This is a genomic window from Bradyrhizobium sp. CCBAU 53421 (genome assembly GCF_015291625.1).
GTDB lineage: Bacteria > Pseudomonadota > Alphaproteobacteria > Rhizobiales > Xanthobacteraceae > Bradyrhizobium.
The window spans coordinates 9,009,896-9,032,954 of record NZ_CP030047.1 but is presented as its reverse complement, the minus strand read 5'-3'; the positions used below and the strand labels follow the sequence as shown (position 1 = coordinate 9,032,954).

Annotated in this window: 17 protein-coding genes; 11 read left to right on the top strand and 6 right to left on the bottom strand. The window is 65.3% G+C overall.

What is annotated here, in order from left to right; genetic code table 11:
- Nucleotides 1-3 precede the first annotated feature (3 nt).
- From XH92_RS41760 to XH92_RS41745, 4 genes are all read left to right on the top strand, one after another.
- Nucleotides 4-414: a GNAT family N-acetyltransferase gene (locus XH92_RS41760; RefSeq protein ID WP_194457222.1), complete on the top strand. Its 411-nt coding sequence runs from the start codon at nt 4-6 to the stop codon at nt 412-414.
- The gene (cobT, locus tag XH92_RS41755) at nt 411-2,309 is read left to right on the top strand and encodes a cobaltochelatase subunit CobT (protein WP_074131404.1); all 1,899 of its coding nucleotides are present in this window, start codon (nt 411-413) and stop codon (nt 2,307-2,309) included. Before XH92_RS41760 ends, cobT begins: the two co-directional genes overlap by 4 nt.
- A 3-nt stretch (nt 2,310-2,312) precedes the next feature.
- Nucleotides 2,313-3,533 (top strand): esterase-like activity of phytase family protein, encoded by a 1,221-nt coding sequence (locus XH92_RS41750; protein WP_194457221.1) that lies wholly within the window; start codon nt 2,313-2,315, stop codon nt 3,531-3,533.
- A gap of 153 nt (nt 3,534-3,686) precedes the next feature.
- On the top strand, nt 3,687-4,799 hold the full coding sequence (locus XH92_RS41745; protein WP_194457220.1) for an NADH:flavin oxidoreductase/NADH oxidase: 1,113 nt from the start codon (nt 3,687-3,689) through the stop codon (nt 4,797-4,799).
- Nucleotides 4,800-4,820: 21 nt separating this feature from the next.
- Here the strand turns inward: XH92_RS41745 and XH92_RS41740 are convergent, their stop codons facing one another.
- Entirely contained in the window at nt 4,821-6,332 is a 1,512-nt protein-coding gene (locus XH92_RS41740) for an FAD-dependent oxidoreductase (RefSeq protein WP_246788122.1), read from the bottom strand.
- A gap of 53 nt (nt 6,333-6,385) precedes the next feature.
- Here XH92_RS41740 and XH92_RS41735 point away from each other — a divergent pair, with 53 nt between their 5' ends.
- Together XH92_RS41735 and XH92_RS41730 are read left to right on the top strand one after the other, a co-directional pair.
- Nucleotides 6,386-7,024, top strand: a complete 639-nt coding sequence (locus XH92_RS41735; protein ID WP_194457219.1) for a TetR/AcrR family transcriptional regulator — start codon at nt 6,386-6,388, stop codon at nt 7,022-7,024.
- Between the two features lie 106 nt (nt 7,025-7,130).
- A complete protein-coding gene (locus XH92_RS41730; RefSeq protein ID WP_194457218.1) occupies nt 7,131-8,231 on the top strand; it encodes an LLM class flavin-dependent oxidoreductase in 1,101 nt (366 codons plus the stop codon).
- Between the two features lie 63 nt (nt 8,232-8,294).
- On the opposite strand, the gene XH92_RS41725 is transcribed toward XH92_RS41730, so the two are convergent.
- Together XH92_RS41725 and XH92_RS41720 are read right to left on the bottom strand one after the other, a co-directional pair.
- The gene (locus tag XH92_RS41725) at nt 8,295-9,977 is read right to left on the bottom strand and encodes a phospholipase D-like domain-containing protein (RefSeq protein ID WP_194457217.1); all 1,683 of its coding nucleotides are present in this window, start codon (nt 9,975-9,977) and stop codon (nt 8,295-8,297) included.
- Between the two features lie 211 nt (nt 9,978-10,188).
- Nucleotides 10,189-12,456, bottom strand: coding sequence for a DUF2235 domain-containing protein (locus XH92_RS41720; protein WP_194457216.1), 2,268 nt, complete (start codon nt 12,454-12,456; stop codon nt 10,189-10,191).
- A gap of 221 nt (nt 12,457-12,677) precedes the next feature.
- On the opposite strand from XH92_RS41720, the gene XH92_RS41715 reads away from it, so the two are divergent.
- Nucleotides 12,678-13,097, top strand: coding sequence for a hypothetical protein (locus XH92_RS41715; RefSeq protein ID WP_194457215.1), 420 nt, complete (start codon nt 12,678-12,680; stop codon nt 13,095-13,097).
- Nucleotides 13,098-13,142: 45 nt separating this feature from the next.
- On the opposite strand, the gene XH92_RS41710 is transcribed toward XH92_RS41715, so the two are convergent.
- The gene (locus tag XH92_RS41710) at nt 13,143-14,321 is read right to left on the bottom strand and encodes an ABC transporter substrate-binding protein (RefSeq protein ID WP_194457214.1); all 1,179 of its coding nucleotides are present in this window, start codon (nt 14,319-14,321) and stop codon (nt 13,143-13,145) included.
- 151 nt (nt 14,322-14,472) lie between these two features.
- Between XH92_RS41710 and XH92_RS41705 the strand changes: the two genes are divergently transcribed.
- Nucleotides 14,473-15,468, top strand: coding sequence for a winged helix-turn-helix domain-containing protein (locus tag XH92_RS41705; RefSeq protein WP_194457213.1), 996 nt, complete (start codon nt 14,473-14,475; stop codon nt 15,466-15,468).
- Here XH92_RS41705 and XH92_RS41700 read toward each other — a convergent pair.
- Nucleotides 15,459-16,085, bottom strand: coding sequence for a TetR/AcrR family transcriptional regulator (locus tag XH92_RS41700; RefSeq protein WP_194461686.1), 627 nt, complete (start codon nt 16,083-16,085; stop codon nt 15,459-15,461). The genes XH92_RS41705 and XH92_RS41700 overlap by 10 nt on opposite strands.
- Nucleotides 16,086-16,137: 52 nt before the next feature.
- On the opposite strand from XH92_RS41700, the gene XH92_RS41695 reads away from it, so the two are divergent.
- From XH92_RS41695 to XH92_RS41685, 3 genes are all read left to right on the top strand, one after another.
- The gene (locus tag XH92_RS41695; protein ID WP_194457212.1) at nt 16,138-16,398 is read left to right on the top strand and encodes a hypothetical protein; all 261 of its coding nucleotides are present in this window, start codon (nt 16,138-16,140) and stop codon (nt 16,396-16,398) included.
- 280 nt (nt 16,399-16,678) lie between these two features.
- Nucleotides 16,679-20,146: an acyl-[ACP]--phospholipid O-acyltransferase gene (locus XH92_RS41690; protein WP_194457211.1), complete on the top strand. Its 3,468-nt coding sequence runs from the start codon at nt 16,679-16,681 to the stop codon at nt 20,144-20,146.
- 75 nt (nt 20,147-20,221) lie between these two features.
- The gene (locus XH92_RS41685) at nt 20,222-21,184 is read left to right on the top strand and encodes an alpha/beta hydrolase (RefSeq protein ID WP_194457210.1); all 963 of its coding nucleotides are present in this window, start codon (nt 20,222-20,224) and stop codon (nt 21,182-21,184) included.
- A 405-nt stretch (nt 21,185-21,589) separates the two neighbouring features.
- On the opposite strand, the gene XH92_RS41680 is transcribed toward XH92_RS41685, so the two are convergent.
- The gene (locus XH92_RS41680) at nt 21,590-22,795 is read right to left on the bottom strand and encodes an ABC transporter substrate-binding protein (RefSeq protein ID WP_194457209.1); all 1,206 of its coding nucleotides are present in this window, start codon (nt 22,793-22,795) and stop codon (nt 21,590-21,592) included.
- Between the last annotated feature and the right edge of the window lie 264 nt (nt 22,796-23,059).

Genomic DNA, 23,059 nt, shown 5'->3' with positions numbered 1-23,059 from the left:
TCCATGCCGAAAATCTCCGTCGAGCGCACAGTCACACAGACGAAGAAGGCGGTGCTCGGCGGATTGCTCCGCTACAACAACGAGAAGATGGGGAAGCAGAAGTACAAGCGCTTCGCCATCTCGCTGCGGCAAGGCGACGAGATCGTCGGCGGCATCGTCGGCGAGGTCTGGACCGCGGTGTTGTTCATCCAGCTGTTCTGGATGGAGCAGAAGTTTCGCAACAGGGGCTTTGGCGCGAAGCTGATCAAGGCGATCGAAGACGAGGCGCGGCGCTTCGGAGCCACGCGATCCTATCTGGATACGATGAGCTTCCAGGCGCCGGGCTTCTACCGCGCCAACGGATATAAAGAGTTCGGTTCGATTGAGGGGTATCCCGGCGGCGTCACGCGCCACTGGTTTACGAAATCGCTATGACAACCTCCAATATCAAATTCCGTCCCGGGTCGAAGGAAGCGCCGACCGAGCCGTTCAAGCGCTCGGTGTCGGCGTGCCTGAAGGCGATCGCCAAGAAGCCGGAGCTCGAGGTCTCTTTCGCCGCCGAGCGGCCGGGGCTTGCGCCCGGCAAGGCGCGGCTGCCGGAGCCGGCGCGCAAGATGACCAAGCGCGATGCGGCGATCGTGCGCGGCCACGCCGATTCGATCGCGCTCAAGATCGCCTGTCACGATCCCAAGGTGCATCGCAAGCTGATGCCGGGCAATCCGCAGGCGCGCGGCGTGTTCGAGGCGGTCGAGCAGGCGCGCGTCGAGGCGATCGGCTCGCGGCGGATGGCCGGCGTCGCGAAGAACCTCACCGCGATGCTCGACGATCATTTCCACCGCGGCAAGTATGACGAGATCACCGACCGGGCCGATGCGCCGCTGTCGGATGCGCTGGCGATGCTGGTGCGCGAACGCCTCACCGGCATGGCGCCGCCCGCGGCCGCCAAGAAGATGGTCGATCTCTGGCGTCCTACGCTGGAGGACAAGATCGGCTCGCGGCTCGACCAGCTCAGCCGTTTCACCGAGGACCAGGCGAGGTTCGGCGATCTCGTCCACGATCTGCTGTCGGCGCTCGATCTCGGCGACGACCGCAACATGGATTCCGACGACGACGAGGACCAGGACGAGAACCAGGACGGCGAGAGCGATCAGTCCGGCGCCGAGGGCTCGCCCGATTCCGACGCCGCGCAGGAAATGAGCGCCGACCAGGCCCAGACCACCGCGGACGAGATGAGCGAAAGCGCGATGGAGAGCGCGCAGGCCTCGACATCAGACACGTTCGACGACGGCGAGCTCGGCGACGACGAGACGCCGGGCGAGGCGACGCGGCCGAATTCGCGCGGCCAGAACGAACCGCGCGGCCCGGAATATCATGCGTTTGCGCCGAAGTTCGACGAGGTGATCGCGGCCGAAGACCTCTGCGACCATGACGAGCTCGAGCGGCTGCGCTCGTACCTCGACAAGCAGCTCGCGCATCTGCAGGGCATCGTGGCGCGGCTCGCCAACCGCCTGCAGCGCCGCCTGATGGCGCAACAGAACCGCGCCTGGGATTTCGACCTGGAGGAAGGCATCCTCGATCCGGCGCGGCTGTCGCGCGTCGTCACCGATCCCTATCATCCGCTGTCCTTCATGCACGAGAAGGAGGCGACCTTCCGTGACACCGTGGTGACGCTGCTGCTGGATAATTCCGGCTCGATGCGCGGCCGTCCGATCACGGTTGCCGCCACCTGCGCCGATATCCTGGCGCGCACGCTGGAGCGTTGCGGCGTCAAGGTCGAGATCCTGGGCTTCACCACCCGCGCCTGGAAGGGCGGGCAGTCGCGCGAGGCGTGGCTTGCGGCCGGCAAGCCGGCCAATCCCGGCCGCCTCAACGACCTCAGGCACATCATCTACAAATCGGCCGACGCGCCGTGGCGTCGTGCGCGGAAGAATCTCGGCCTGATGATGCGCGAGGGCCTGCTCAAGGAGAACATCGACGGCGAGGCGCTCGACTGGGCGCACAAGCGCCTGCTCGCGCGTCCCGAGCAACGCCGCATCCTGATGATGATCTCCGACGGCGCGCCGGTCGACGACTCCACGCTGTCGGTCAATCCCGGCAACTATCTCGAGCGACACCTGCGCCACATCATCGAGGAGATCGAGACCCGCTCGCCGGTCGAGCTGATCGCGATCGGCATCGGTCATGACGTGACGCGCTACTATCGCCGCGCCGTCACCATCGTGGATGCCGAAGAGCTCGGCGGCGCCATCACCGAAAAGCTCGCCGAGCTGTTCAGCGAGACCCACGGCTCGGCACCCGCACCGGGCACCCGGCGCCGCCTCCACTCGTGAGACATGCGCTCACCGCCTGGAGCGTTTTCGAGCGAAGTGGATACCGGTTCGCGTAAAGAAAACGCGTCGAAACAAGAATCTAGAGCTCCGTTCCGATTCAATCGGAACGGAAAAGGCTCTAGCCGTCGCCGTTTCTTGAGAGATGCGGCGGCGGGGCTGTCGGCCGCCGCATTGCCGCGCCTCGCGCAGGCACAGGGTGCGAGCCAACCGGCGCTGACGCCGGGACCGCCCGGCAGGCCGGGCCGTCACCGCGTCGACGAGCCCGTTGCGGTCGAGGTCAACGCACGGCCGCTGCCGTCGTTCGACATCCGCGATCGCGCGCGGGTGCGGTTCGGCGCGCTGGAATATCGCAGCGGCCTGATCCTGACCTCGTCGTTCTCCGGCTTCGGCGGCCTGTCCGCGCTACGGCTCGATGCCAAAGGCGAACGCTTCATCGCGGTCAGCGACCAGGGCACCTGGTTCACCGGCCGCATCGTCTATCGCGGCCGGGAGATGGCCGGGCTCGACGATGTCGAGGCAGCGCCGCTGCTCGATGCCGAAGGTAAACCGATCACCGCGACCCGCGGCTGGTATGATTCGGAATCGCTCGCGCTCGACGGCTCGATCGCCTATGTCGGGCTCGAGCGGGTCAACCAGGTGCTGCGCTACGATTTCGCCAAGGGCTTCACCCGCTCGCGCGGCGAGGTGGTGCCGCTGCCGCCGGCGGCGCGCAAGCTGCCGATCAACAAGGGGCTCGAGGGGCTGGTCTTCGTGCCGAAGGCGATGCCCAAAGCCACATCCGCGGCCACACCGCCGAGCCAGCCGCTGGCCGGTACGCTGATCGCGTTCTCCGAACGCGGGTTCGATGCCGGCGGCAACCTGATCGCCTTCCTGGTCGGTGGCAAGACGCCGGGCCAGTTCAGCGTACGTCGTACCGAGAATTTCGACATCAGCGACGCGGTCCTGCTGCCGTCCGGCGACCTGCTGATCCTGGAGCGGAAATTCTCCTGGCTCGGCGGCGTCGGCATCCGCATCCGCCGCCTCGCTTTGTCGGACATTATCCCCGGCGCCGTCGTCGATGGTCCGGCGATCTTCAATGCCGATCTCGGCAACGAGATCGACAACATGGAAGGCATCGACGCCCATGTCACCGCAGACGGCGAAACCGTGCTGACCCTGATCTCCGACGACAATTTCTCGCTGATCCAGCGCAATCTGCTGCTGCAGTTCACGCTGGTTGATTAAGGCTTCTCTTCACCTCTCCAGGGGAGGGTGAGCGGAGGCCGTGTCTGCATTGCTGCTCTGCGTCCAGGCCTCTCCGCTGCTCCTGCCTGTTGGTGATCGCGGCGGCGGCCTCTATCTTATCGTGGCCATTTCCCCGATCCTGGATGTCCCCGCATGAGCACCCTGTTTTCCCCGATCGAACTGCGCAGCCTCAAGCTCTCCAACCGGATCATGGTCTCGCCGATGTGCCAATACTCGGCCGACGACGGCTCCGCCAATGATTGGCACTTCACGCACATCAACATGCTGGCGCTGTCGGGCGCCGCGATGTTCTGCATTGAGGCCACCCATGTCGAGGATATCGGGCGGATCACGCCGGGCTGCCTCGGCCTCTACGGCGATGCCAACGAGGCGGCGCTGAAGCCGATCCTGGCCTCGGTGCGCAAGCATTCCAAGGCCGCGGTCGCGATGCAGCTTGCCCATGCCGGCCGCAAGGCTTCAAGCCAGCGTCCCTGGGAGGGCGGGCAATTGATCCCGATTGCCGAAGGCGGCTGGCAGACGGTCGGACCGTCGGCTGTCCCGCACAAGGACGGTGAGGCGCCGCCGCTGGCGCTCGATGATGCCGGCCTGAAGCGGATCCGCGAGGCCTTTGTCGCGGCCGCCAGGCGCGCCGACCGGCTCGGCATCGACGCGCTCGAGCTGCACGGCGCGCACGGTTACCTGCTGCACCAGTTCCTGTCGCCGATCGCCAACAAGCGGACCGACCGCTATGGCGGCTCGCTCGAAAACCGCATGCGCTTTCCGCTGGAAGTGTTCGACGCTGTGCGCGCCGTATTCCCGGATCACAAGCCGATCGGCATGCGGGTGTCGGCGACCGACTGGGTCGAGGGAGCCTGGGATCTCGCGCAGACCATCGAATTCGCCAAGGAGCTGAAGAAGCGTGGCGTCGACTGGATGGACGTCTCCTCAGGCGGCGTGTCGCCGTTGCAGAAGATTCCGCTCGGTCCGGGCTACCAGGTGCCGGCGGCACAGGCGGTGAAGGAGGCGACCGGCGTCACCACGATGGCGGTCGGCCTGATCACCGAAGCGAAGCAGGCGGAGGAGATCGTCACGTCGGGCAAGGCCGACATGATCGCGCTCGCCCGCGGCATGCTCTACGACCCGCGCTGGGGCTGGCACGCCGCCGCCGAGCTTGGCGGCGAGGTGAGCGCGCCGCCGCAGTATTGGCGTTCGCAGCCCTCGACGCAGAAGATGCTGTTCGGCAAGACCACGTTCGGGACGCGCTGACGCAGCGTCTCGCCTGCGAGGTCACTGCATGGCGGGTCCGAACCACCGCGCGAGCGCGGCGTCGAGGCCCGCCAAATCCTCGCCGTCCGCCGCCCAGGCGATACAGGCATCGGGGCGGATCAGCAGCGACGGGCCGTCGCGCCTTGGCACGCAGCGCACGAACATGTCCCAGCGCGCTGCGATCGCTGACGCAGCTCCATCAGTTGCGTCGACCAGCACGGCCCTGCCGTCCTCCATCTGATCGTACAGCGTGGTCTTCGCGTCGCCGTCGCCGAGCACGAAATTGCCGGAGAGCCGGCCGACCGATGGATGATCGTTGCCGAGGTCGTAACGGATCTTGATGCCGCTGATCATTTCGCCGAAGTAGCGGGTGCCTTCGTCACCGCTCATCAGGTCGGCGACGATGTCGCGCAGGGCGTCCGTCATGACATCGGGCCGCATCAGCGCGACCTGGGCGCGGGTGTTGGCGAGCACTTTTGCCGCGATCGGATGTCGTTCCTCTGTGTAGCTGTCGAGCAGGCTCTCCGGCATGCGGTCGCAGACCACCGCCGCAAGCTTCCAGCCGAGATTGACCGCATCGAGCAGGCCGAGATTGAGGCCCTGTCCGCCAAACGGCGAATGCACATGCGCGGCGTCGCCTGCCAGCAGTACCCGGCCTCTGCGATAGCTGTCGGCCTGCCGCGCATTGTCGGTGAAGCGCGTCGCGGTCTTGACGGCGGTGACGCGAATGTCGGCGCCGCTGATCCGGCGCAGCGTGGTCTCGATCTCCTCGCGCGTCACCGGGGCGCTGCGATCGGCCGGCGGTCCGTCGAACTCGGCCATGAACACCCGGCCGGGAATCGGTCCATAGGCCATCATGCCGACCGGCGTCCGCCGCCAGCCGACCGGGAGAAGACGATCCGGATGATCGAGGTCGACGATGGCTTGGTGTCCGGTGAGCGTCGGTTCGGTGCCCGGGAAGTCGAAGCCTGCGCGCTTGCGCACGGCGCTGCGTCCGCCGTCGCATCCGACAAGATATGCGGCGTGCAGTTCGACATCGCCGGACGCGCCCCCAGCTCTCGCCAGGACGCCGTCTCCGGTATCCTCGAAATCGATCAGTTCGCAGCCGCGCCTGATCTCGATGCCGAGTGCCTCGGCGCGCTCGCCGAGCATTTTCTCCAGCGCTTGCTGGTTCACGCCGCGCAGCCGCCGATGCGGCTCGCGCTGACGCGTCTGGTCGATCCCGAAGATGCCGGAGAAGTGACCGCCGAATTTCTTGAACGGCAGTTCGGCCGAGGCGTCCGCGGTCTTCATGAGCCTGGACATGCCCTCCGCCATGGTGCGTTCGACCGCATCCATGGCGTCGGCAAGGCCGCGGCGCTCCAGCGCTTCGCCCGCGAGGGCGCCGATCGCGCCGGCCTTGATGGTCTGGTCCGGCTCCGCCAGCCGCTCGATCACGATCACGTCGGCGCCCCCCAGGGTCAGTTCGATCGCCAGCAGCAGTCCGGTCGGTCCGGCACCGACCACCACCACATCCGTTCGGATACGCGTCACGCTCTCACCAAATTTGTACTCGGTATAATATTTAATATGGTACAAATTTCTACATGTCAAATCAGGGCGGACTACGGGAGCGGAAGAAGGAGGCGACACGCCAGGCGATCTCGGATGTCGCCACCGAGTTGTTCCTGGCGCGCGGCTTCGACAATGTTTCGGTGGCCGAGATTGCCGAGGCCGCCGAGGTCTCCCGGATGACGGTGTTCAATTACTTCCCGCGCAAGGAAGATCTGTTCTTCGACCGCGAGGAGGAAAGCCGCCAGATGCTGCGGGCCGCCTTCGCCGAGCGACCGGCGGGCGAAGCGCCGCTGATGACGCTGCGCAGGCTGGTGCAGAGCCTCGTGGATCGCGCGCATCCGTTCGCGAAATTCACCGATGCAACGGCAAAATTCTGGCGCACCGTCGCCGACAGCCCGGCGCTCTCGGCGCGGGCGCGTGAGATGCGGGACGAGTTGATCGAAGATCTCGCAACCGTGCTGGCGGGAGCCATCAGGCGGCCGCTCGCCGATGCCGACGCCCGGCTCGCCGCGTCGATGGTGGTCACGGCCGTGACCGTCGCCTACGCAGAAGGGCTTCGCGAGCACAAGGCCCGCCGATCGGCGGCCTCGACCCGCGAGGCCTTCGTGCAGGTCATGGAGCGCAGCTTTTCGGGTATCGCGATCATGCTGAAGGGGACGCCTTACGCGTAAATCCCGGCCGGGCCGTATGCGACAAGGCCATTGTTCTGCCGTGGCCGGCGCAGCTACTCTTGCGCGCGCGTGCGGAAGACACGCATCGAACAAAGAGAGGAAACCCATGGAACTCGGATACTTCGCGATGCCGTCGCATCCGCCGGAGTGCGGATTGAAGGAGGGCCACGACTGGGACCTGCAGGTGCTGCGCTGGCTTGACGAGCTCGGCTACCAGGAAGCCTGGATCGGCGAGCACCACACCGCGCCCTGGGAGCCGCATCCGTCGCCGGATCTGTTGATCGCGCAGGCGCTGCTGCAGACCAAGAACATCCGCATCGGCCCCGGCGGCTTCCTGCTGCCGTATCATCATCCGGCTGAACTCGCGAACCGCGTCGCGATGCTCGATCACCTCTCGAACGGGCGCTTGAACTTCGGCGTCGCCGCCTCCGGCCTGCCGAGCGACTGGGCGATGTTCAATGTCGATGGCATGTCGGGCCAGAACCGCGACATGACCCGCGAGGCGCTCGAGATCATCCTGAAGATGTGGACCGAGCCGGCTCCGTGGACCCACAAGGGCAAGTTCTGGACCGTGACCAAGCCGGACACGATGTTCGATTTCCTGAAACCCCACATCAAGCCGCAGCAAGCGCCGCATCCGCCGATCGGCGTCGCCGGCCTGTCGAAGAATTCCGACACGCTCAAGCTCGCCGGGGAGCGCGGCTTCATCCCGATGAGCCTCAACCTCAACCCGGCCTATGTCGGCAGCCATTGGGACTCGGTGGAAGCCGGCGCCGCCAAGACCGGCCGCAAGCCGAGCCGCAAGGACTGGCGGATGGTGCGCGAGGTCTTCGTCGCCGACACCGATGCGGAGGCATGGAGGCTCTCGACCGGCGACATGATGGGCCGGATGATGGGCGAGTATTTCCTGCCGCTGCTCGGCCACTTTGGTTTCAAGGATTATCTGAAGGCCTCGCCCGACGTGCCCGACAGCGACGTCACGGTGGAGTATTGCGCCCGCAACAACTGGATCGTCGGCTCGCCCGCGACCGTCACCGAGAAGATCGAGAAGATCTATCAGGAGGTCGGCGGCTTCGGCGTGCTCCTGGTGTTCGGCTTCGACTACAAGCACAAGCCCGAAGCCTGGCACAATTCGCTGCGGCTGCTGAAGCAGGAGGTCTTGCCGAAGCTGAAGCATCTCGACGCCTCGGTCGGACGCGCGGCGTAACTTGAGAGAGAGCGCGGGGCAGCGGCAACGCTGCCCCTTTTCATGTCATGACGGTCGCCCGCGTCAGGCGGTGCCGAGCCAGAACCGCGTCTCGATCTCCGCCCAGCCCTTGCCGATGCGGTTGCTCAACCAGGCATCGCTGCGCTTTAGGCCTTTGTCCTTCTGGCCCTCTGGCGTATTGCGCCAGGCCTGCCAGCGGTATTGCCCGTAGATGCTGACGATGCGCGCGGCGTAGGTCAGCGCCAGCTGCGAATCGCCTCTGATGATGACGAGGTTGTCGTCGTTCTTGGTGCTGGCGCGGTCGGAGAAATTGTGCGAGCCGGTCATGACCACCGGGTTCTTGCCGGCCGGATCCAGCACGATCACCTTGCTGTGCACCGCGATCATGAATTTTCCGGTGTTCTTGATCTCGTGCTCCCACCAGTCGGCGGTCTTGTCGATGCCGGCGGGCCGGATCACATCGGCAATCTGCTTGCCCTTGAAGACCTGCTGCTGGCCGCTCCCGGCCAGCAGCCGCAACTGATCCTTCGGACTGTCCTTGCCCTGCGCCGGAAAATTGTTCAGCACCCCGCGCACATAGAGCTTCTTGTCCTGGGCCTTCTCCAGGATCGGGCCGAGCAGGCCCTTGTTGCCGGGATTGAGCATCAGGCATGCCGCGCCGTGCTCGGCGTCCTCGATCATCTTGGTGGCTTCCTTGAGGTCGCCGCTCCTGGTGGTCGGCGTGAACCAGACGCTGACATTCGACTTGCCGATCGTGAACGGCCATTCGTGATCGCCGGCCACCGCCAGCGCCTTCGGCGACTTGCTGCCGTCGGCGTAGATCGCCTTCCAGTGCTCGTGATAGGCCGCAGCGAGCTTGTCGTCGGTGATCTCGAGCCCGTTGTTGTTCTGGGTGCACAGTCCGGTGCGGGTCCAGTTGGTGCTGCCGGTCCAGACCACTTTCGGTGTCTTGGCGCCGTCGCAGAACACCGCGAACTTGTTGTGGGCGTAGCGGCTCGGCGCGATCTTGCGGCGGACGATGTCGACGCCTGCCTTCTTCAGCACGCCGGCGTTCTTCTCGGTGTCCTTTGCCGTGGCGTCGGATTTGCCGGTGCTGTTGCCGAGCACGACGTGGGCCTTGCCCTTCAGTGCGGTCAGCGCGGCGATCAATTCAGGGTCGTTGAGCTCGTAGAGCGCGAGATAGACGTCGCGCTTGTTTTTCTTGGTGTCGGCCAGCAGCGCCAGCAGGCGGGCGCCGAGCTGCCCCTTGAGGAAGTCGCGAATCTTGTTGCCCTTGGTCGAGATCGCCTTCTCCAGAGACTGCGCCGGCTTCTTGTCCTTGCCGATCGCGCGCGACAGCCATTGCGCCGAGATCGTGCCGCGGTTGAACCATGGCTTGAGCGGGCCCGACGGCATGGCCGAGACGTATTCAGTCCATGTCGCTGGCGCACCGTATGCGGGCTTCACCTTGGTGGCGCCGTCCTTGAGAACCGGGACCACGCCATAGCGGACCGGCGCGTCGACCGGCGCCAGGAAATCGGTCCAGTTCGTCTTCTGCACCGGCCATTCGGTGCTCGGCCGATGTTCGCCCGGCTTGTGACCCTGCGCCTGGTCCTCGAACCCGACCCAGGTATCGACCACGGTCGCGCTCTTGCCCTGCTGCTGACGATAGAGCGCAAAGCCGAGGCAGTCCGGGATCATGGCCGCGACCTCCCACACCACGAAGATGCCGTCAGTGGTTGGAAACGCCTGAATTGCGGAAATCATGGTGATGCCTCCAAATCGCTGATGAGATATCCGGTCGATATGAATCTGGCGCGTCAGGGCTCGGGGAATCCGGGATGCCACGTCGGATCGCTCCGGACGCCCGGCGGCCCGTCTAGCAGGAGGAGTATGGAACAAGGAATGCAACCGAAACTATCGGCTGGATCACAGATGGATCAGGCCGAGCGGACCGCTCCGCCGCGAACGCGGCTGCCTAGAGCAATTTCACCGTGACCTTCGCCTTGCCCTTGTGATCGCCGTAGAACCATTTGCAGATCCAGGGGAGGCCGATGACGGCCTGGTTGACGTAGAGGAAGACCTCGCCGCTGCGATCGGCGGTGAACGTTGCCTTGTAGACCTGCGGATCGGTGTTCGGCGCCGCAAAGGGATCGAGGAAATATTCGTCGACGCCGGTTTCGCCGACCCGCGCGATCAGCCTGAACCACGGCCGGAACAGGATGCGCCGCAGGAAGATCGTGGCGTATCCACGCCAGCGTTTCGCGCCCTCGATGGTCGAGGTCCGGTAACCGATCGGCGTCACCGCGCGGCCGGCGTCCTCCCACGGCTCCGACATCGTGATTGCGATCTCGTAACTGAACCCGGTGCGGACCTTGAGGCCGGTCGGCGCGCAGATCGCGCCGGTGTCGAACTCAGCCGCATCCTGCGCGATGCCCTTGTCGACGGCGACGAGCTTGTCGGGCGCGGTCCCCTTGCAGAACGCGCCCATCGAGTCCGCGGCATTGAACAGGACATGGCTCAGCAGCGTCGCGCCGAACCAAACCAGCAAGGCGGTCAGTGCAAACGGAACGACATGCCGCTTCCCGACATTGAGGATCCATTGATAGATCGTGCTGGTGCGGAAGCGATAGATCGCATCGTGCATGAACCCGGACAGCGCCGTCGGGTTCGCGCGGTCACGCCAGATGATCCGCATCCGGTCGCTGATCGTTGCGCTGAGCCAATTGCCCACCGCCATCAGCACGAAAACGGCGATGATGCCGCCGGCGAACCATTCCGGGTTGCCGGCGTACCAATCGGTCCACCAATGAAACGAAGCAGGCAGGAAGGATTCGACGAAGCGCACCAGCTCCGAGATCATCCTGACCCAGGAGCTGAACTCGTGCTCCCTGTGCTGGTTGTGGAACAGCCAGAACGCGGCCAGATGCAGCGACGCCGCCAGCGTAGCGAAGTAGGCGATCCGCCGCATCCAGACGAAATTCCACAGCTTCTCCTGCGCGGCATAGCGTGCCGGCGCGCCGGTGGGCGTCTCGAACATCGTGGAGCCCAGCGGGGTGACCTGGCCGCTGCGGGAGACCACCACATAGTTCGGCGGCAGCCCGATCGGGGCGTAGGCATTGGCGCCACTGTCGATCCGTTCGAACACGCTTTCGTGGATCTTCGGCATCGGCACGCTGACGCCGGCATAGGGATCGTTGCAGAGGTCGGCGACCTTGCGAGGACCGTACCGATAGTAGGAGCCGAGGCCGGCCCGCGAATCGTAGAGGCGGCCGTCCTTGTCCTCCGAGGACTTGATCGCCTTGATCGCATCGGGATCGGCGATCGGCGCGCTCTTGAACACGAGGCCGCGCTTGACGGCTTCATCGACCAGCCAGGCCAGCGGCACGAACGCGACGGCGTCGTCCGGATAGCCGCCGCCGACATTGGCATGCATGCCGACGAACCACACCTGGACGAGGCGCTCGCCATCGATGGTTGTCGGCACGGCCGGCGCGGGCCGTCCCGGCTGCTGCTCGGTCCAGAGCACCGGATGGAAGGTCGTGCGCTCATCGTCGAGCGCCAGCGCGTGCCGCGCGCACTTGACCTTCGGGCTGAGAATCCGGTTCGGCAGCTCCAGCGGCCACACCCAGTTCGAGATGCCGCGCGTCATCTCGTCGATCGGCAGGCCATAGGCTGCGACGGTGTCCCAGATGCCGATGAACTCGATCGATGGCACCGGCTTCCTGGTGATCGCGGCATAGGGCTTGTTGCCTTTGACGCGGTCCAGCACCGGCACGAGGATGTAGTCGCGCAGCGCGCGGAACAGCACCTCGATGCGCCAGATCGAGTGATAGCCAGCGGCCCGGTAGGCGCGATCGGCCTTCACCGCGCCGTCGTGCAGCTCGGCTTCGGTGTCGGCGACGATCAGGCCCTGATCGAGGGCGAGTGCGGCGAGCGTGCGCACGGTGAAGGCGCCGCGGCTGAACCCGAACAGGTAGATCTGCGAATCGTTGTGGTGGTCGTAGTTGCGGCAGATGAACTTGTAGGCGTCGAGGATGTTGCGCTTGAGGCCGTAGCCGAAGGCGCCGCCGAGCAGCGCCAGCGGAACGAATTTCGAGGTGCCGACACCGTCATCATACTTGGCGGCCTGCGTATTGCCCTGCAAATCGAGCGACTGGAATATCCGCCAGACATTGGTGCGCCAGACGCTGGAAGCGGCATTGCCGGTGCCATCGGACAGGATGATGATCTTGGGACTCGGCATTGCAAGACGCTCGCTGAAATGAATGAAGCGAAGGGCGCAGCGTAGTAGTAGCGGATTCGATTGCTACCTTGGATCGGTATTTAGTCATTCTGTGCCACGGCCGGTGTGAACTGGCGCACAAAAGCGTCACGAGGTCGCGGCCATTTGAGAGGTGACGGCTTTCGCGTTGCTGCGAAAAGGCCTAGCCTGATAGCGGCGCAGTTCATTGATGAGGCACAGCAATGCGTAGCCGCGTCAGAAAATTTGCCCATGTCCTGGAGCGCTTCGGTCTTGCCTTGGCGGGTGCTGCAAGCGGCCTGTTCGTCGCCATCCATGTCGGCTCGAGCGTCTCGGCGCTGACCTCGCAGGCATTCCTGCTGATCATGATGCTGGGCGGCGCGATCGGCTTCTATCTCGGCATCGATACGCCGCCAAAGCTCTTCCATCCGAAGGAGGCCGCCTCGACGCGCAAGATCGACGCGGCGGAGCTGCTGAGCGCGATCGGCACCTTCCTCGCGACCATGGTTGCGTTCTTCTCGGTCGGCGTGATCGTGTTGCGGACCGAGCCGGACGTCGCCTGGACCGCGGCGATCATGGCGGGCTGGGTGCTCGGCGTCGCCATGCAGATCGTCGCCGGCACCATCGCCCGCACCCGCGTCTGAAGCGTCGGCACGACGCCAGGCACGGCCCGCTGCGCGACGCCCGGCTTACTTGTTCGCGATCTTGGCGGGGTCCTTGACGGCCTTGAAGGTCTCGTGCTCGACGCTGTAGAGCTCGCCGCCGACCCTCTCGACCCTGCGAATGTAGATGTCGTGGACGACGTCGCGCGTCTTCGGGTCGATCGACATCGGGCCGCGCGGGCTTTCCCAGGCCGTGCCCTTCATGGCTTCGATCAACGCGTCGCCGCTGGTCTTGCCACCGGTCGCCTTCAGCGCCTCGTAGATCAGATGCATGCCGTCATAGGCGCTGACGCTGATGAAGTTCGGTCGGACGTTGGCATTGGCCTTGCGGAACGCTGCGACATAGTCGCGGTTCAGGTCGGATGGATGGGCGGCGGAGTAGAACCCCGCCGTGATCGTGCCGATCATGGCATCGCTCATCCCAGGCAGGTCCTCATCATCGGCGATGTCGCCGGGGCCGATCAGCTTGATCCCGCTCTTGTCCAGACCACGCTCGACAAATTGCTTGGCCAGGATGCCGGCCTGGCTTGTCGGAACGAAAATGAACAGGGTATCGGGATTGCCGTCCCGTGCACGCTGCAGGAACGGCGCGAAGTCGGGATTGGCCAGCGGCACTTTCAGCGCTTCGACGATCGCTCCGCCTGCCGCGGTGAAGCTCTCCGAAAATACGCCGGCGGCTTCACGCCCGGGTGCCCAGTCGGACGCAATGATGGTAGCCCGCTTCGATCCGTTCCTGGCCGCCCAATCCGCCAGCACGCTGGCCTGCTGGGCGTGCGTCCAGCTGGTGCGCACGAAGTAGGGCGACCGCTCGGTCACGATCGATGTGCCCGATACCATGACGACGGTTGCCGTCTTGCTCTCGGTGACCAGTGGTGCGAGCGCGAGCACGCTCGGCGTCAGCCCGCCGCCGAGGATCGCGGCCTTGTCGTTGACGATCAGCTCCTGCGCGATGCGCTTGGCATTGTCGGGGACGCTGGCGTCATCCCGGACGATCAATTCGATCTTGCGACCGGCGACCATGTCGCCGTGCTGCGCCATGTAGAGCCGCGCCCCCGCCACAGCCTGCTTGCCGACCGGCCCCAGAACGCCGGTCAGCGGCATCACCAGCCCGACCTTCACGGTGTCCTGCGCCCGGACATGTCCCGATTGCACCGCCGCGAGCGTCAGAACAACCCCGGTCAACACCGCAAACCGCGTCCTCGACATGGCCAACCTCCTGCGGGCCCGGAAATGACGCCGGGCCGGCTCTCGACTATCGGCTTCGCCGCAGGGAAGTCCTGATCAAGAAGTGACAGAACGACGAATTTCCTGCTAAATTTCCCGGATTGGTGCCGTCTGTGGGCATGGAGTGACCTCTATGGACCCGGCGACTGATTCCGTTTTGGTATTTGATTCATTTGTATTGGACCTTGCCCGCGGCGTTGTGCGCGTGAATGGCGTCGACCTTGATCTCAGGCCGAAGTCCTTCGCGGTGCTCCGCCATCTCGCCAGCAACGCCGGGCGGCTCATCTCCAAGCAGGATCTGCACGCGGCAGTCTGGGGCGACGTCGCCGTTTCAGACGACTCGCTCGTCCAATGTGTCCGCGAGCTGCGGCTGAAATTGCGGGATGACGACCACCGCATCATTAAGACGGTATCTCGCCGGGGTTACCGGCTCGATGCCGAGCCTGTTCTGCCGTCGTACCACCATGAACAGAGCAACGTCCCGCGCGCGACGTCAACTTCCCGCGGCGTGGCGGTACGTCTGGCCGCGCTTCCCCGATGGCTGCTTGTTTCGAGCCTGTCGATGATCGCCTTGGCGGCTCTCGTCGCATTACCAATTGCCGATGGGATGCGGCATCCTCTGGCGGAGTTGGTGAACTGGCTTGCGCCGCAGGATCGCGGCATCGTGCCGGATCGGGATGTCGAACGGATCGCCGCGCTGGCTGCGGAGAAGCAGTTGCCGCTTCCTGCCTTTCGTGTTCGCGCGCCGGCAAGCGACGTGCCGGACGATGTCCGCCGCTTTCTCGGCGTGTGGGTGAGCCACGAGGGATGGATCAATTCGCATCGCCAATTCATGATGATCGTCACAGGTGTCGACCGGGACGGCGTCGTTACCGGCTATCTCGTGAACGGACCGGCCATGCCGCACAGCCGCACGCCTGGCCCTGGCTTCTCCGGCGGTTTCACCGGGTACGTTCTGGACGGCATCCTGCGATATGACGGCAATGCGGGACTGCATTCCGCTTCCATCACCGCGGACGGACGGATCGAGTTCAAGCTGATCTTCCGCGAAGGCGGCACCGGGGTGGTGTTCCTTGAACCGCTCTGGACACTCGCCCATCCCGGACGCGTCGCGCACAATCAAACCTGATCGCCACGCGATACGCCGAGCCCGGCAAGATGCGTGTCGACGAACTGCGCGAGGCGTTCGCGCAGCCTCTCCGGCGGCACCGCGACCATGCGCTCCTCGAGGCCGAGCGAGATGATGCCGTGAACCGCAGAGAACATCATCCGCGACAGCAGCGCGACGTCGTCGCGATCGCGACCCGGCAACAACCGCACCAGCGGCGCATGCATCAGCGCGAAGGCATCCATCACCATCACCAGGATATCTTCCGGAAACGGCCGGTCGTCCTCCATCCGGTGCTCGAACAGCGAGCGCAGCAGGTTGGCGTGCTCGGTGGCGAAGCCGAGATAGGCGTCCGCAAGCCCGTGCAGCTGGCGCAGGGGATCGTCGGCCGGAACCGCCTTGAGCCGTACGCTCAGGGCCTGAACGGTCTCCCGGTTCACGGTCAGGATCAGGCCGTCGAAGTCGCCGAACTCATTATAGACGCTGCCGATGGAGCAGCCGGCGGCCTCGGCGACATCACGAACCTTCAATGATCTCAATCCTTTAGTTGCAATGTACCGGCGCGCGATCTCGATCAGCAGCACGCGCCGCTGAAGCTTTTTTCGATCCCGTCGCGATTCTTCTTGAACAATGTTCATTTTCGAGCTACTAATTTGAGCGTTGCTCAAGTTGGCATAGGAGGCCACTCAGATGCAGACCCTAGCACTTCAATTGACCACCACCTTTGTCGATGACGCGATCGAGCTCGTGAAGGGCTTTGGCCGCGCCATTCTCTCACCGGCGATGGCGCCGATCGAGCGGATCGCTCGTGCCTGCGACGTCGCGGGCGTCCTGGAGCAGCGGCGCGCCGACCGGCGCGCGCCGCGCCCGGCGGCTGCAAGCGGCGGCGGCCAGTGCAAGTCGCGCAACTGCCGATGGTCGCCGTTCGGCGGCTTGAGTGAACTGACCTGAAGCGGCCAGGCCGCAATTGTCACCGAAACCTCAACGAAGCACTCACCATGTCCCTCGCGAGCCCGTTTCGATGTCGATCGACCACAACCCTGGATAAGGTCTCGTACATCTCTGCCGGGCATTGTCGCGGCCTTCCGGTGCGGCCGATCCACGCCGGTTCGAACCGATACGTTGCGGAAAAGACTAAAGGCTGCGGCATACCCGTCATTTTCACCACGCCCCCATTCTCTCGCACTCGCAGACCTGCCAGCGCCGTGCGCGCTAACCCAAGGAACCGGTCATGATCAAGGAATTGATGACGTCCCGCCGCTTCGCGCCGCTGTTCTGGTCGCAGTTCTGCTCGGCGCTGAACGACAACGTCTTGAAGAACGCGCTGGTCATCATGCTGCTGTATGGCGTCGCCAACGAGCAGGGGCCGGCGCTGGTCCAGCTCGCGGGTGCGGTGTTCATCTTCCCGTTCTTCGTGCTGTCGGCGCTCGGCGGCGAGCTCGCCGACCGCTATGTCAAATCCGTCGTGGCGCGCCGGCTGAAGTTCTTCGAGATCTTCGCCGCAGCCTTTGCCGCAGCCGGCTTCTTCACCCATTCGATCCCGCTGCTGTTCATCGCGCTGGCGCTGTTCGGCATCGTCGCCGCGCTGTTCGGTCCGGTGAAATATGCCGTGCTGCCGGACCAGCTGTCGGTCTCCGAGCTCGCGACCGGCAACGCGCTGGTCGAGGGCGCGACCTTCATGGCGATCCTGATCGGCACCATCGCGGGTGGCATGTTCGTTGCGGGCGCCAGCCACATGGGCTGGATCTGTGCGGCCGTGGTCGGCCTGTCGGTGCTGTCCTGGGGATTTGCGTCGCGGATTCCGGTGACGCAGCCCTCCGCGCCAGATCTGCCGATCACCAGGAATCCCTGGACCTCGACGGTACGCCTGTTGAAGTCGCTCTATGCCGAGCCGAGGCTGTGGGACGGCATGGTGATCGTGTCCTGGTTCTGGATGGTCGGCGCGATCGTGCTGTCGCTGCTGCCCGCGCTGATCAAGGAAGGCGTCGGCGGCACCGAGGGCGTGGTCACGCTGTGCCTCGCCGTGTTCGCGATCGGCATCGCCGCCGGCTCGCTGTTCGCCGCGCAGCTCAGCCACGTCCGCCCGAATCTCGCACTGGTGCCGATCGGCGCCATCGTGATGGGCGTGATCGGCCTCGACCTCGCACTTGCGATCGCCACCACCTCGCTCGGCAAGGACGTCACCGCGGCCGCGTTCGCGACCTCGTTCGGCGGCTTCCGCATGCTGGCCGATTTCTTCCTGTTCGCGTTCGGCGGCGGCCTGTTCGTGGTGCCGTCGTTTGCCGCCGTGCAGGCCTGGACCGCGCCGTCCGAGCGCGCCCGCATCATCGCCGCCGGCAACATCCTGCAGGCCGGCTTCATGGTGGCCGGCGCGGTGTTCGTCGGCGCGCTGCAGGCTGCCGGCCTGCCGATCGCCTGGATCTTCTTCGGTCTCGCGATCGCGAGCTTCGGCACCGTCTGGTTCGTGCTGACCAAATGGGGCAAGGAGGGCGTGCGCGATTTCGGCGCGCTGCTGTTCCGCGCGCTGTTCCGGCTCGAGGTGCGCGGCATGGAGAACCTGCCGCCTGAAGGCACCCGGATGCTGATCGCGCCCAACCATGTCAGCCTGGTCGACGGCCCGCTGCTGCACGCCATGCTGCCGATCGACGCGAGCTTCGCGGTGGATACCGGCATCGCCAAGGCGTGGTGGGCCAAGCCGTTCCTGAAGATGATCAAGCACTACACGATGGATCCGTCCAAGCCGCTGGCCGCGCGCGACCTGATCAAGCTGGTTGCCGCCGGCGAGCCGGTCGTGATCTTCCCGGAAGGCCGCATCACGGTCTCCGGTTCGCTGATGAAGGTCTATGACGGTACCGCGATGATCGCCGACAAGGCCGACGCGGTCGTCGTGCCGGTCCGCATCGAGGGCGCGCAGCGCTCGCATCTCAGCTATCTCAAGAACGGCGAGATCAAGCGCTCCTGGTTCCCCAAGGTGACGATCTCGATCCTGCCGCCGGTGAAGCTGCCGGTCGACCAGTCGTTGCGGGGCAAGGCGCGCCGCAACGCCGCCGGCGCCGCGCTGCAGGACGTCATGATCGACGCCATGGTGCAGAACGCGATGCTCGACCAGACGCTGTTCGAGGGCCTCGGCCACGCCTATCGCGACCGCGACACCGGCAAGCCGATCATCGAGGACGCGCTCGGCACCAAGCTGACCTATCGCAAGCTGATCCTCGGCGCGCAGGTGTTGAGCCACAAGCTCGAGCAGGGGACTTCGGTGGGCGAGAATGTCGGCGTGCTGCTGCCGAACTCGGCCGGCGTCGCCGTCGTGTTCATGGCGCTGCAGACCATCGGCCGCGTGCCGGCGATGCTCAACTTCTCGGCAGGTCCAGTCAACGTGCTGGCCGCGATGAAGGCAGCGCAGGTCAAGACTGTGCTGACCTCGCAGGCCTTCATCGAGAAGGGCAAGCTCGACAAGCTGATCGCGGCGATGGCGGGCCAGGCGCGCGTCGTCTATCTCGAGGATATCAGGGCCGGCATCAGCCTCGCCGACAAGATCGCGGGCTTCCGCGCCGGCATTGCGCCGCGCGTCGTGCGCCAGGCCAACGATCCCGCGGTCGTGCTGTTCACCTCGGGCTCGGAAGGCACACCGAAGGGTGTCGTGCTGTCCCATCGCAACATCCTCGCCAACGCGGCGCAGGCGCTGGCGCGGGTCGATGCCAATGCCAACGACAAGGTGTTCAACGTCCTGCCGGTGTTCCACTCGTTCGGTCTGACCGGCGGCATGATGATGCCGCTCCTCGGCGGCATCCCGATCTTCATGTATCCGTCGCCGCTGCACTACCGGATCGTGCCCGAGCTGATCTACCAGACCGGCGCCACCATCCTGTTCGGCACCGACACCTTCCTCACCGGCTACGCCCGCTCGGCGCACGCCTATGACTTCCGCACGCTGCGGCTGGTGATTGCCGGCGCGGAAGCGGTGAAGGAGCGCACCCGTCAGATCTACATGGAGCGCTACGGCATCCGCATCCTCGAGGGCTACGGCGTCACCGAGACCGCGCCGGTGCTGGCGATGAACACGCCGATGGCGAACCGCCAGGGCACCGTCGGCCGCATCTCGCCGCTGATGCAGTATCGCCTCGATCCGGTCCCCGGCATCGAGGAGGGCGGCCGGCTGTCGGTGAAGGGTCCGAACGTGATGATCGGCTACCTCCGCGCCGAGAATCCTGGCGTGCTGGAGCCGCTGCCCGAGGGCTGGCACGACACCGGCGACATCGTCTCGATCGACGCGCAGGGTTTCATCGCGATCAAGGGCCGCGCCAAGCGCTTCGCCAAGATCGCCGGCGAGATGGTCTCGTTGTCGGCGGTGGAGGCGATCGCGGCCGCGATCTGGCCGCAGGCGACGTCGGTTGCGGTCACGCTGCCCGATCAGCGCAAGGGCGAACGCATCGTGCTGCTGACCACGCAGAAGGACGCCGACCGCGCCGCGATGCAGCGCCAGGCCAAGAGCATCGGCGCTTCCGAACTCGCGGTGCCTGCCGACATCCGAATCGTCGACAAGGTGCCGCTGCTCGGCACCGGCAAGACCGACTATGTCGGCGCTACCGCCTTGGCCAAGGAACTCGCCGCCGCGGCGCCGGCCCCTGCGCCGCAGACGGATGAGAATACCGACGCGACCGAGGCCGAGCCGGAGACGCGTCAGCAACACGTTGCATGAGTCTCGGCATGATGGTTGTGCTTTTCGGGAGCATGTTGTCAGATAGACGGCAACTGCTCCCGAGAAAGCACAGCCATGGTTCTTCCCCTCGACCCCGTCATCGAAAAAATCATCCCGCTGCTGCCGCTGCGCGATCCTTCGACCATGACGCCGCAGAGCTGCCGCGATTCGCTGCGCGCGCTGGCCGAGGCGCGCAAGGCGGTGCCGCCGCCGCCGGTCGATGTTGTCAGCGATATCGAAGTGCAGGGCGCGGCGGGCAAGATCGGCGCGCGGCTCTATCGGAGCGGCAGCGGCAGCGCGCCGACGGTGATCTTCTTCCATGGCGGCGGCTGGGTCGCCGGTGATCTCGAGACCCATGACCGCCAGGCCCGCAACCTCGTGATCGAGACCGGCGCGGTGGTGATTTCGGTCGATTACCGCCGTCCGCCGGAGACGCGCTTTCCCGGCGCCTTCGAGGATGCGTTCGCCGCGATCCGCGACGTGATCGCGCGGCTCAGTGAGTTCGGCGGCGACCTCTCCCGCGTCGGCGTCGCCGGCGATTCCGCCGGCGGCAATCTCGCCGCCACCACGGCGCTGGCCTGCCGCGACGCCGGAATCAAGCTCGCCGGGCAGCTCTTGGTCTATCCCGTCACCGACGTGGTCGGCAATTATGCCGATACAGGCGAGAACGCCAAATTCCCATCGCGCGATGAGAATGCCGAGGGCTACTTCCTGACGCGCGCGACGATGCAGTGGTTCGCGGGGCATTATCTCGCGGACAAGGCCGAGGGTGCCGACTGGCGCGTCTCGCCGCTGCGCGCGAAGATCCTAGCCGGTGTCGCGCCGGCGGTGGTCACGACCGCCTGGTTCGACCCGCTGCGCGACGAGGGCCATGCCTATGCCAGGGCGTTGCAGGCCTCCGGCGTGCCGGTCGCGTATCATTCCGGCGAGGGCCTCATTCACGGCTACTTCGGCCTCGGCGATGCCTCGGACGCCGCTCGCGCCGAGGCGCAGCGCGCACGGGCGGATTTCAAGGTGTTGTTGGACAAAGGGGTGTAACTCCTCCCTTGTCCTCCCGTGGAGGGTCCCTGCGGGGGAGGTGCGTTGCCAAAATATCGAAAACAACCCCATGCACAGTAGCCGGCGGTGGTGGCCGGCGCTCGACCAGGCGGCTTGACGCGTCGGGCAACTCAGGGTTAGATTTCCGATATTCCGAAATCGGGTACGCGCATCGCCCCGATGGTGGGCACGCTTGCGCTTGCCCACCCTACGAACTGCTGCCCTACCCTCCCCTGGAGGGGGAGGGTCGGCTCACATGAAGCGCAGCGGAATGTGAGACGGGGTGGGGTGATCTCTCCACTCGAGCACTGTTGGACGCGGAGATACCGTCACCCCACCCCGCTGCGCATTTCGCTTCGCTGCATGCGCAACGACCCTCCCCCTCCAGGGGAGGGTGGAAGCCCCTCAATCATTCCCGATCGTGTCGCCGAACAGCTGCCAGGTTTCGCCGTTGAACTTCTGCAGCCGCATCGCCTCCACCGGGAAGTAGTCGGTCGGCGAGGTCTTCACCTTGATGCCGGGCAGGAACATCGGCAGCGCGATGTCGAGATTGGCGGCCTGCTTCATGATGTTCTCGTGGGTGAGGTCGTCGCCGCATTGCTTCAGCACCTGCACCGTCGCCTCCGCCACCACATAGCCGTAGACGATCAGTTGGTCCTGCAGATTGCCGTCAGGAAAATACTTCTTCATGAAGTCCTGCCAGGCGATCACGTCCGGGTCCGCCTTCCACTGCGGATCGTTCGGATCCTTCAGCGAGTAGGACGAGATGATGTCCCTGGAATATTCGAAGCCGGCCGGCTTCAGCACCGAGGACACCGATGTCGAAGTCGCCGCGAGGAAGAACAGGTCGGGCTTCCAGCCGATCTCGCCGATCTTCTTGATTGCCTGCGCCGCCTGCTTGGGGATCGCGTGCATGAACAGCACGTTGGCGCCGGAGGCCTTCAGCTTCACGATCTGGCTGTCGACCGTCGGATCGGTCGATTCATAGGTCGTCTCCGCCACCACCATTTTGGCGGTGTTCTCCGGCCCCAGGCCCTTCTTGAAGCCGTTGCCGTAATCCTTGCCGGCGTCGTCGTTCTGGTAGAACAGCGCGATCTTCGCATCCGGCTTCTGGGTCAGCACATATTTCGCGTAGACCGCGGTCTCGGCCTGGTACGACGGCTGGAAGCCGATCGACCACGGATAATGCTGATAGTCGCCCCATAGCGTGGCGCCGGCGCCGACGAACAGCTGCGGCACTTTCTTGTCGTTGAGATATTTACGCACGGCAAGGCCGGTCGGCGTGCCCAGCGGATTGAGGATCGCGGCAACCTCCTCCTGCTCGACCAGCTTGCGGGTCTGCTCCACCGTCTTCGGCGGCGAGTAGCCGTCGTCGAGCGTGATCAGGTTGATCTTGCGCCCGTTCACGCCGCCCTGGTCGTTGATCATCCGGAAGTAGGCAGCCTGCGTCTTCGCGATCACGCTGTAGGCCGACGCCGCGCCGGAGAATGGCGAGGTCTGTCCGAGCTTGATCTCGGTGTCGCTGGCACCCGCGCCATATTTCTTCTCGGCGGCGTGCGCCTGTGTCGCGAGCGCAAGCGCGACTGTTGCCGCAATGGCCTTCCAGATCATCGTGAGCCTCCCTGTGCGTTTTTTGTTGTTCGCGGGGGCGAGCTTACGTGAGGTCGGCGGAGGCAGGCTTGTGGCGAGACGCCGGGGCAGGGATGCGAAAATGCGGCGGGGCCGATGGCGGGGGTAATATCAGATTGGCAAAATCAGCGAGTGTGCGGCGGTCTGCCGCGATGTGGAATGATTATCAAAATCTCTCCCCGCGTGCGGGGCGCTTCTTACCTCGCCCCGCTTGCGGGGAGAGGTCGGATCGCATCGCGAGATGCG

Bases quoted from the DNA above. Each gene is read 5' to 3' on its own strand.
- XH92_RS41710 (WP_194457214.1), bottom strand. From the start codon at position 14,321: ATGTCGAGGACGCGGTTTGCGGTGTTGACCGGGGTTGTTCTGACGCTC.
- XH92_RS41690 (WP_194457211.1), top strand. From the start codon at position 16,679: ATGATCAAGGAATTGATGACGTCCCGCCGCTTCGCGCCGCTGTTCTGG.
- XH92_RS41745 (WP_194457220.1), top strand. From the start codon at position 3,687: ATGAGCACCCTGTTTTCCCCGATCGAACTGCGCAGCCTCAAGCTCTCC.
- XH92_RS41685 (WP_194457210.1), top strand. From the start codon at position 20,222: ATGGTTCTTCCCCTCGACCCCGTCATCGAAAAAATCATCCCGCTGCTG.
- XH92_RS41730 (WP_194457218.1), top strand. From the start codon at position 7,131: ATGGAACTCGGATACTTCGCGATGCCGTCGCATCCGCCGGAGTGCGGA.
- XH92_RS41725 (WP_194457217.1), bottom strand. From the start codon at position 9,977: ATGATTTCCGCAATTCAGGCGTTTCCAACCACTGACGGCATCTTCGTG.
- XH92_RS41700 (WP_194461686.1), bottom strand. From the start codon at position 16,085: ATGAACATTGTTCAAGAAGAATCGCGACGGGATCGAAAAAAGCTTCAG.
- XH92_RS41750 (WP_194457221.1), top strand. From the start codon at position 2,313: ATGCGCTCACCGCCTGGAGCGTTTTCGAGCGAAGTGGATACCGGTTCG.
- cobT (WP_074131404.1), top strand. From the start codon at position 411: ATGACAACCTCCAATATCAAATTCCGTCCCGGGTCGAAGGAAGCGCCG.
- XH92_RS41760 (WP_194457222.1), top strand. From the start codon at position 4: ATGCCGAAAATCTCCGTCGAGCGCACAGTCACACAGACGAAGAAGGCG.
- XH92_RS41735 (WP_194457219.1), top strand. From the start codon at position 6,386: ATGTCAAATCAGGGCGGACTACGGGAGCGGAAGAAGGAGGCGACACGC.
- XH92_RS41720 (WP_194457216.1), bottom strand. From the start codon at position 12,456: ATGCCGAGTCCCAAGATCATCATCCTGTCCGATGGCACCGGCAATGCC.
- XH92_RS41695 (WP_194457212.1), top strand. From the start codon at position 16,138: ATGCAGACCCTAGCACTTCAATTGACCACCACCTTTGTCGATGACGCG.
- XH92_RS41680 (WP_194457209.1), bottom strand. From the start codon at position 22,795: ATGATCTGGAAGGCCATTGCGGCAACAGTCGCGCTTGCGCTCGCGACA.
- XH92_RS41705 (WP_194457213.1), top strand. From the start codon at position 14,473: ATGGACCCGGCGACTGATTCCGTTTTGGTATTTGATTCATTTGTATTG.
- XH92_RS41715 (WP_194457215.1), top strand. From the start codon at position 12,678: ATGCGTAGCCGCGTCAGAAAATTTGCCCATGTCCTGGAGCGCTTCGGT.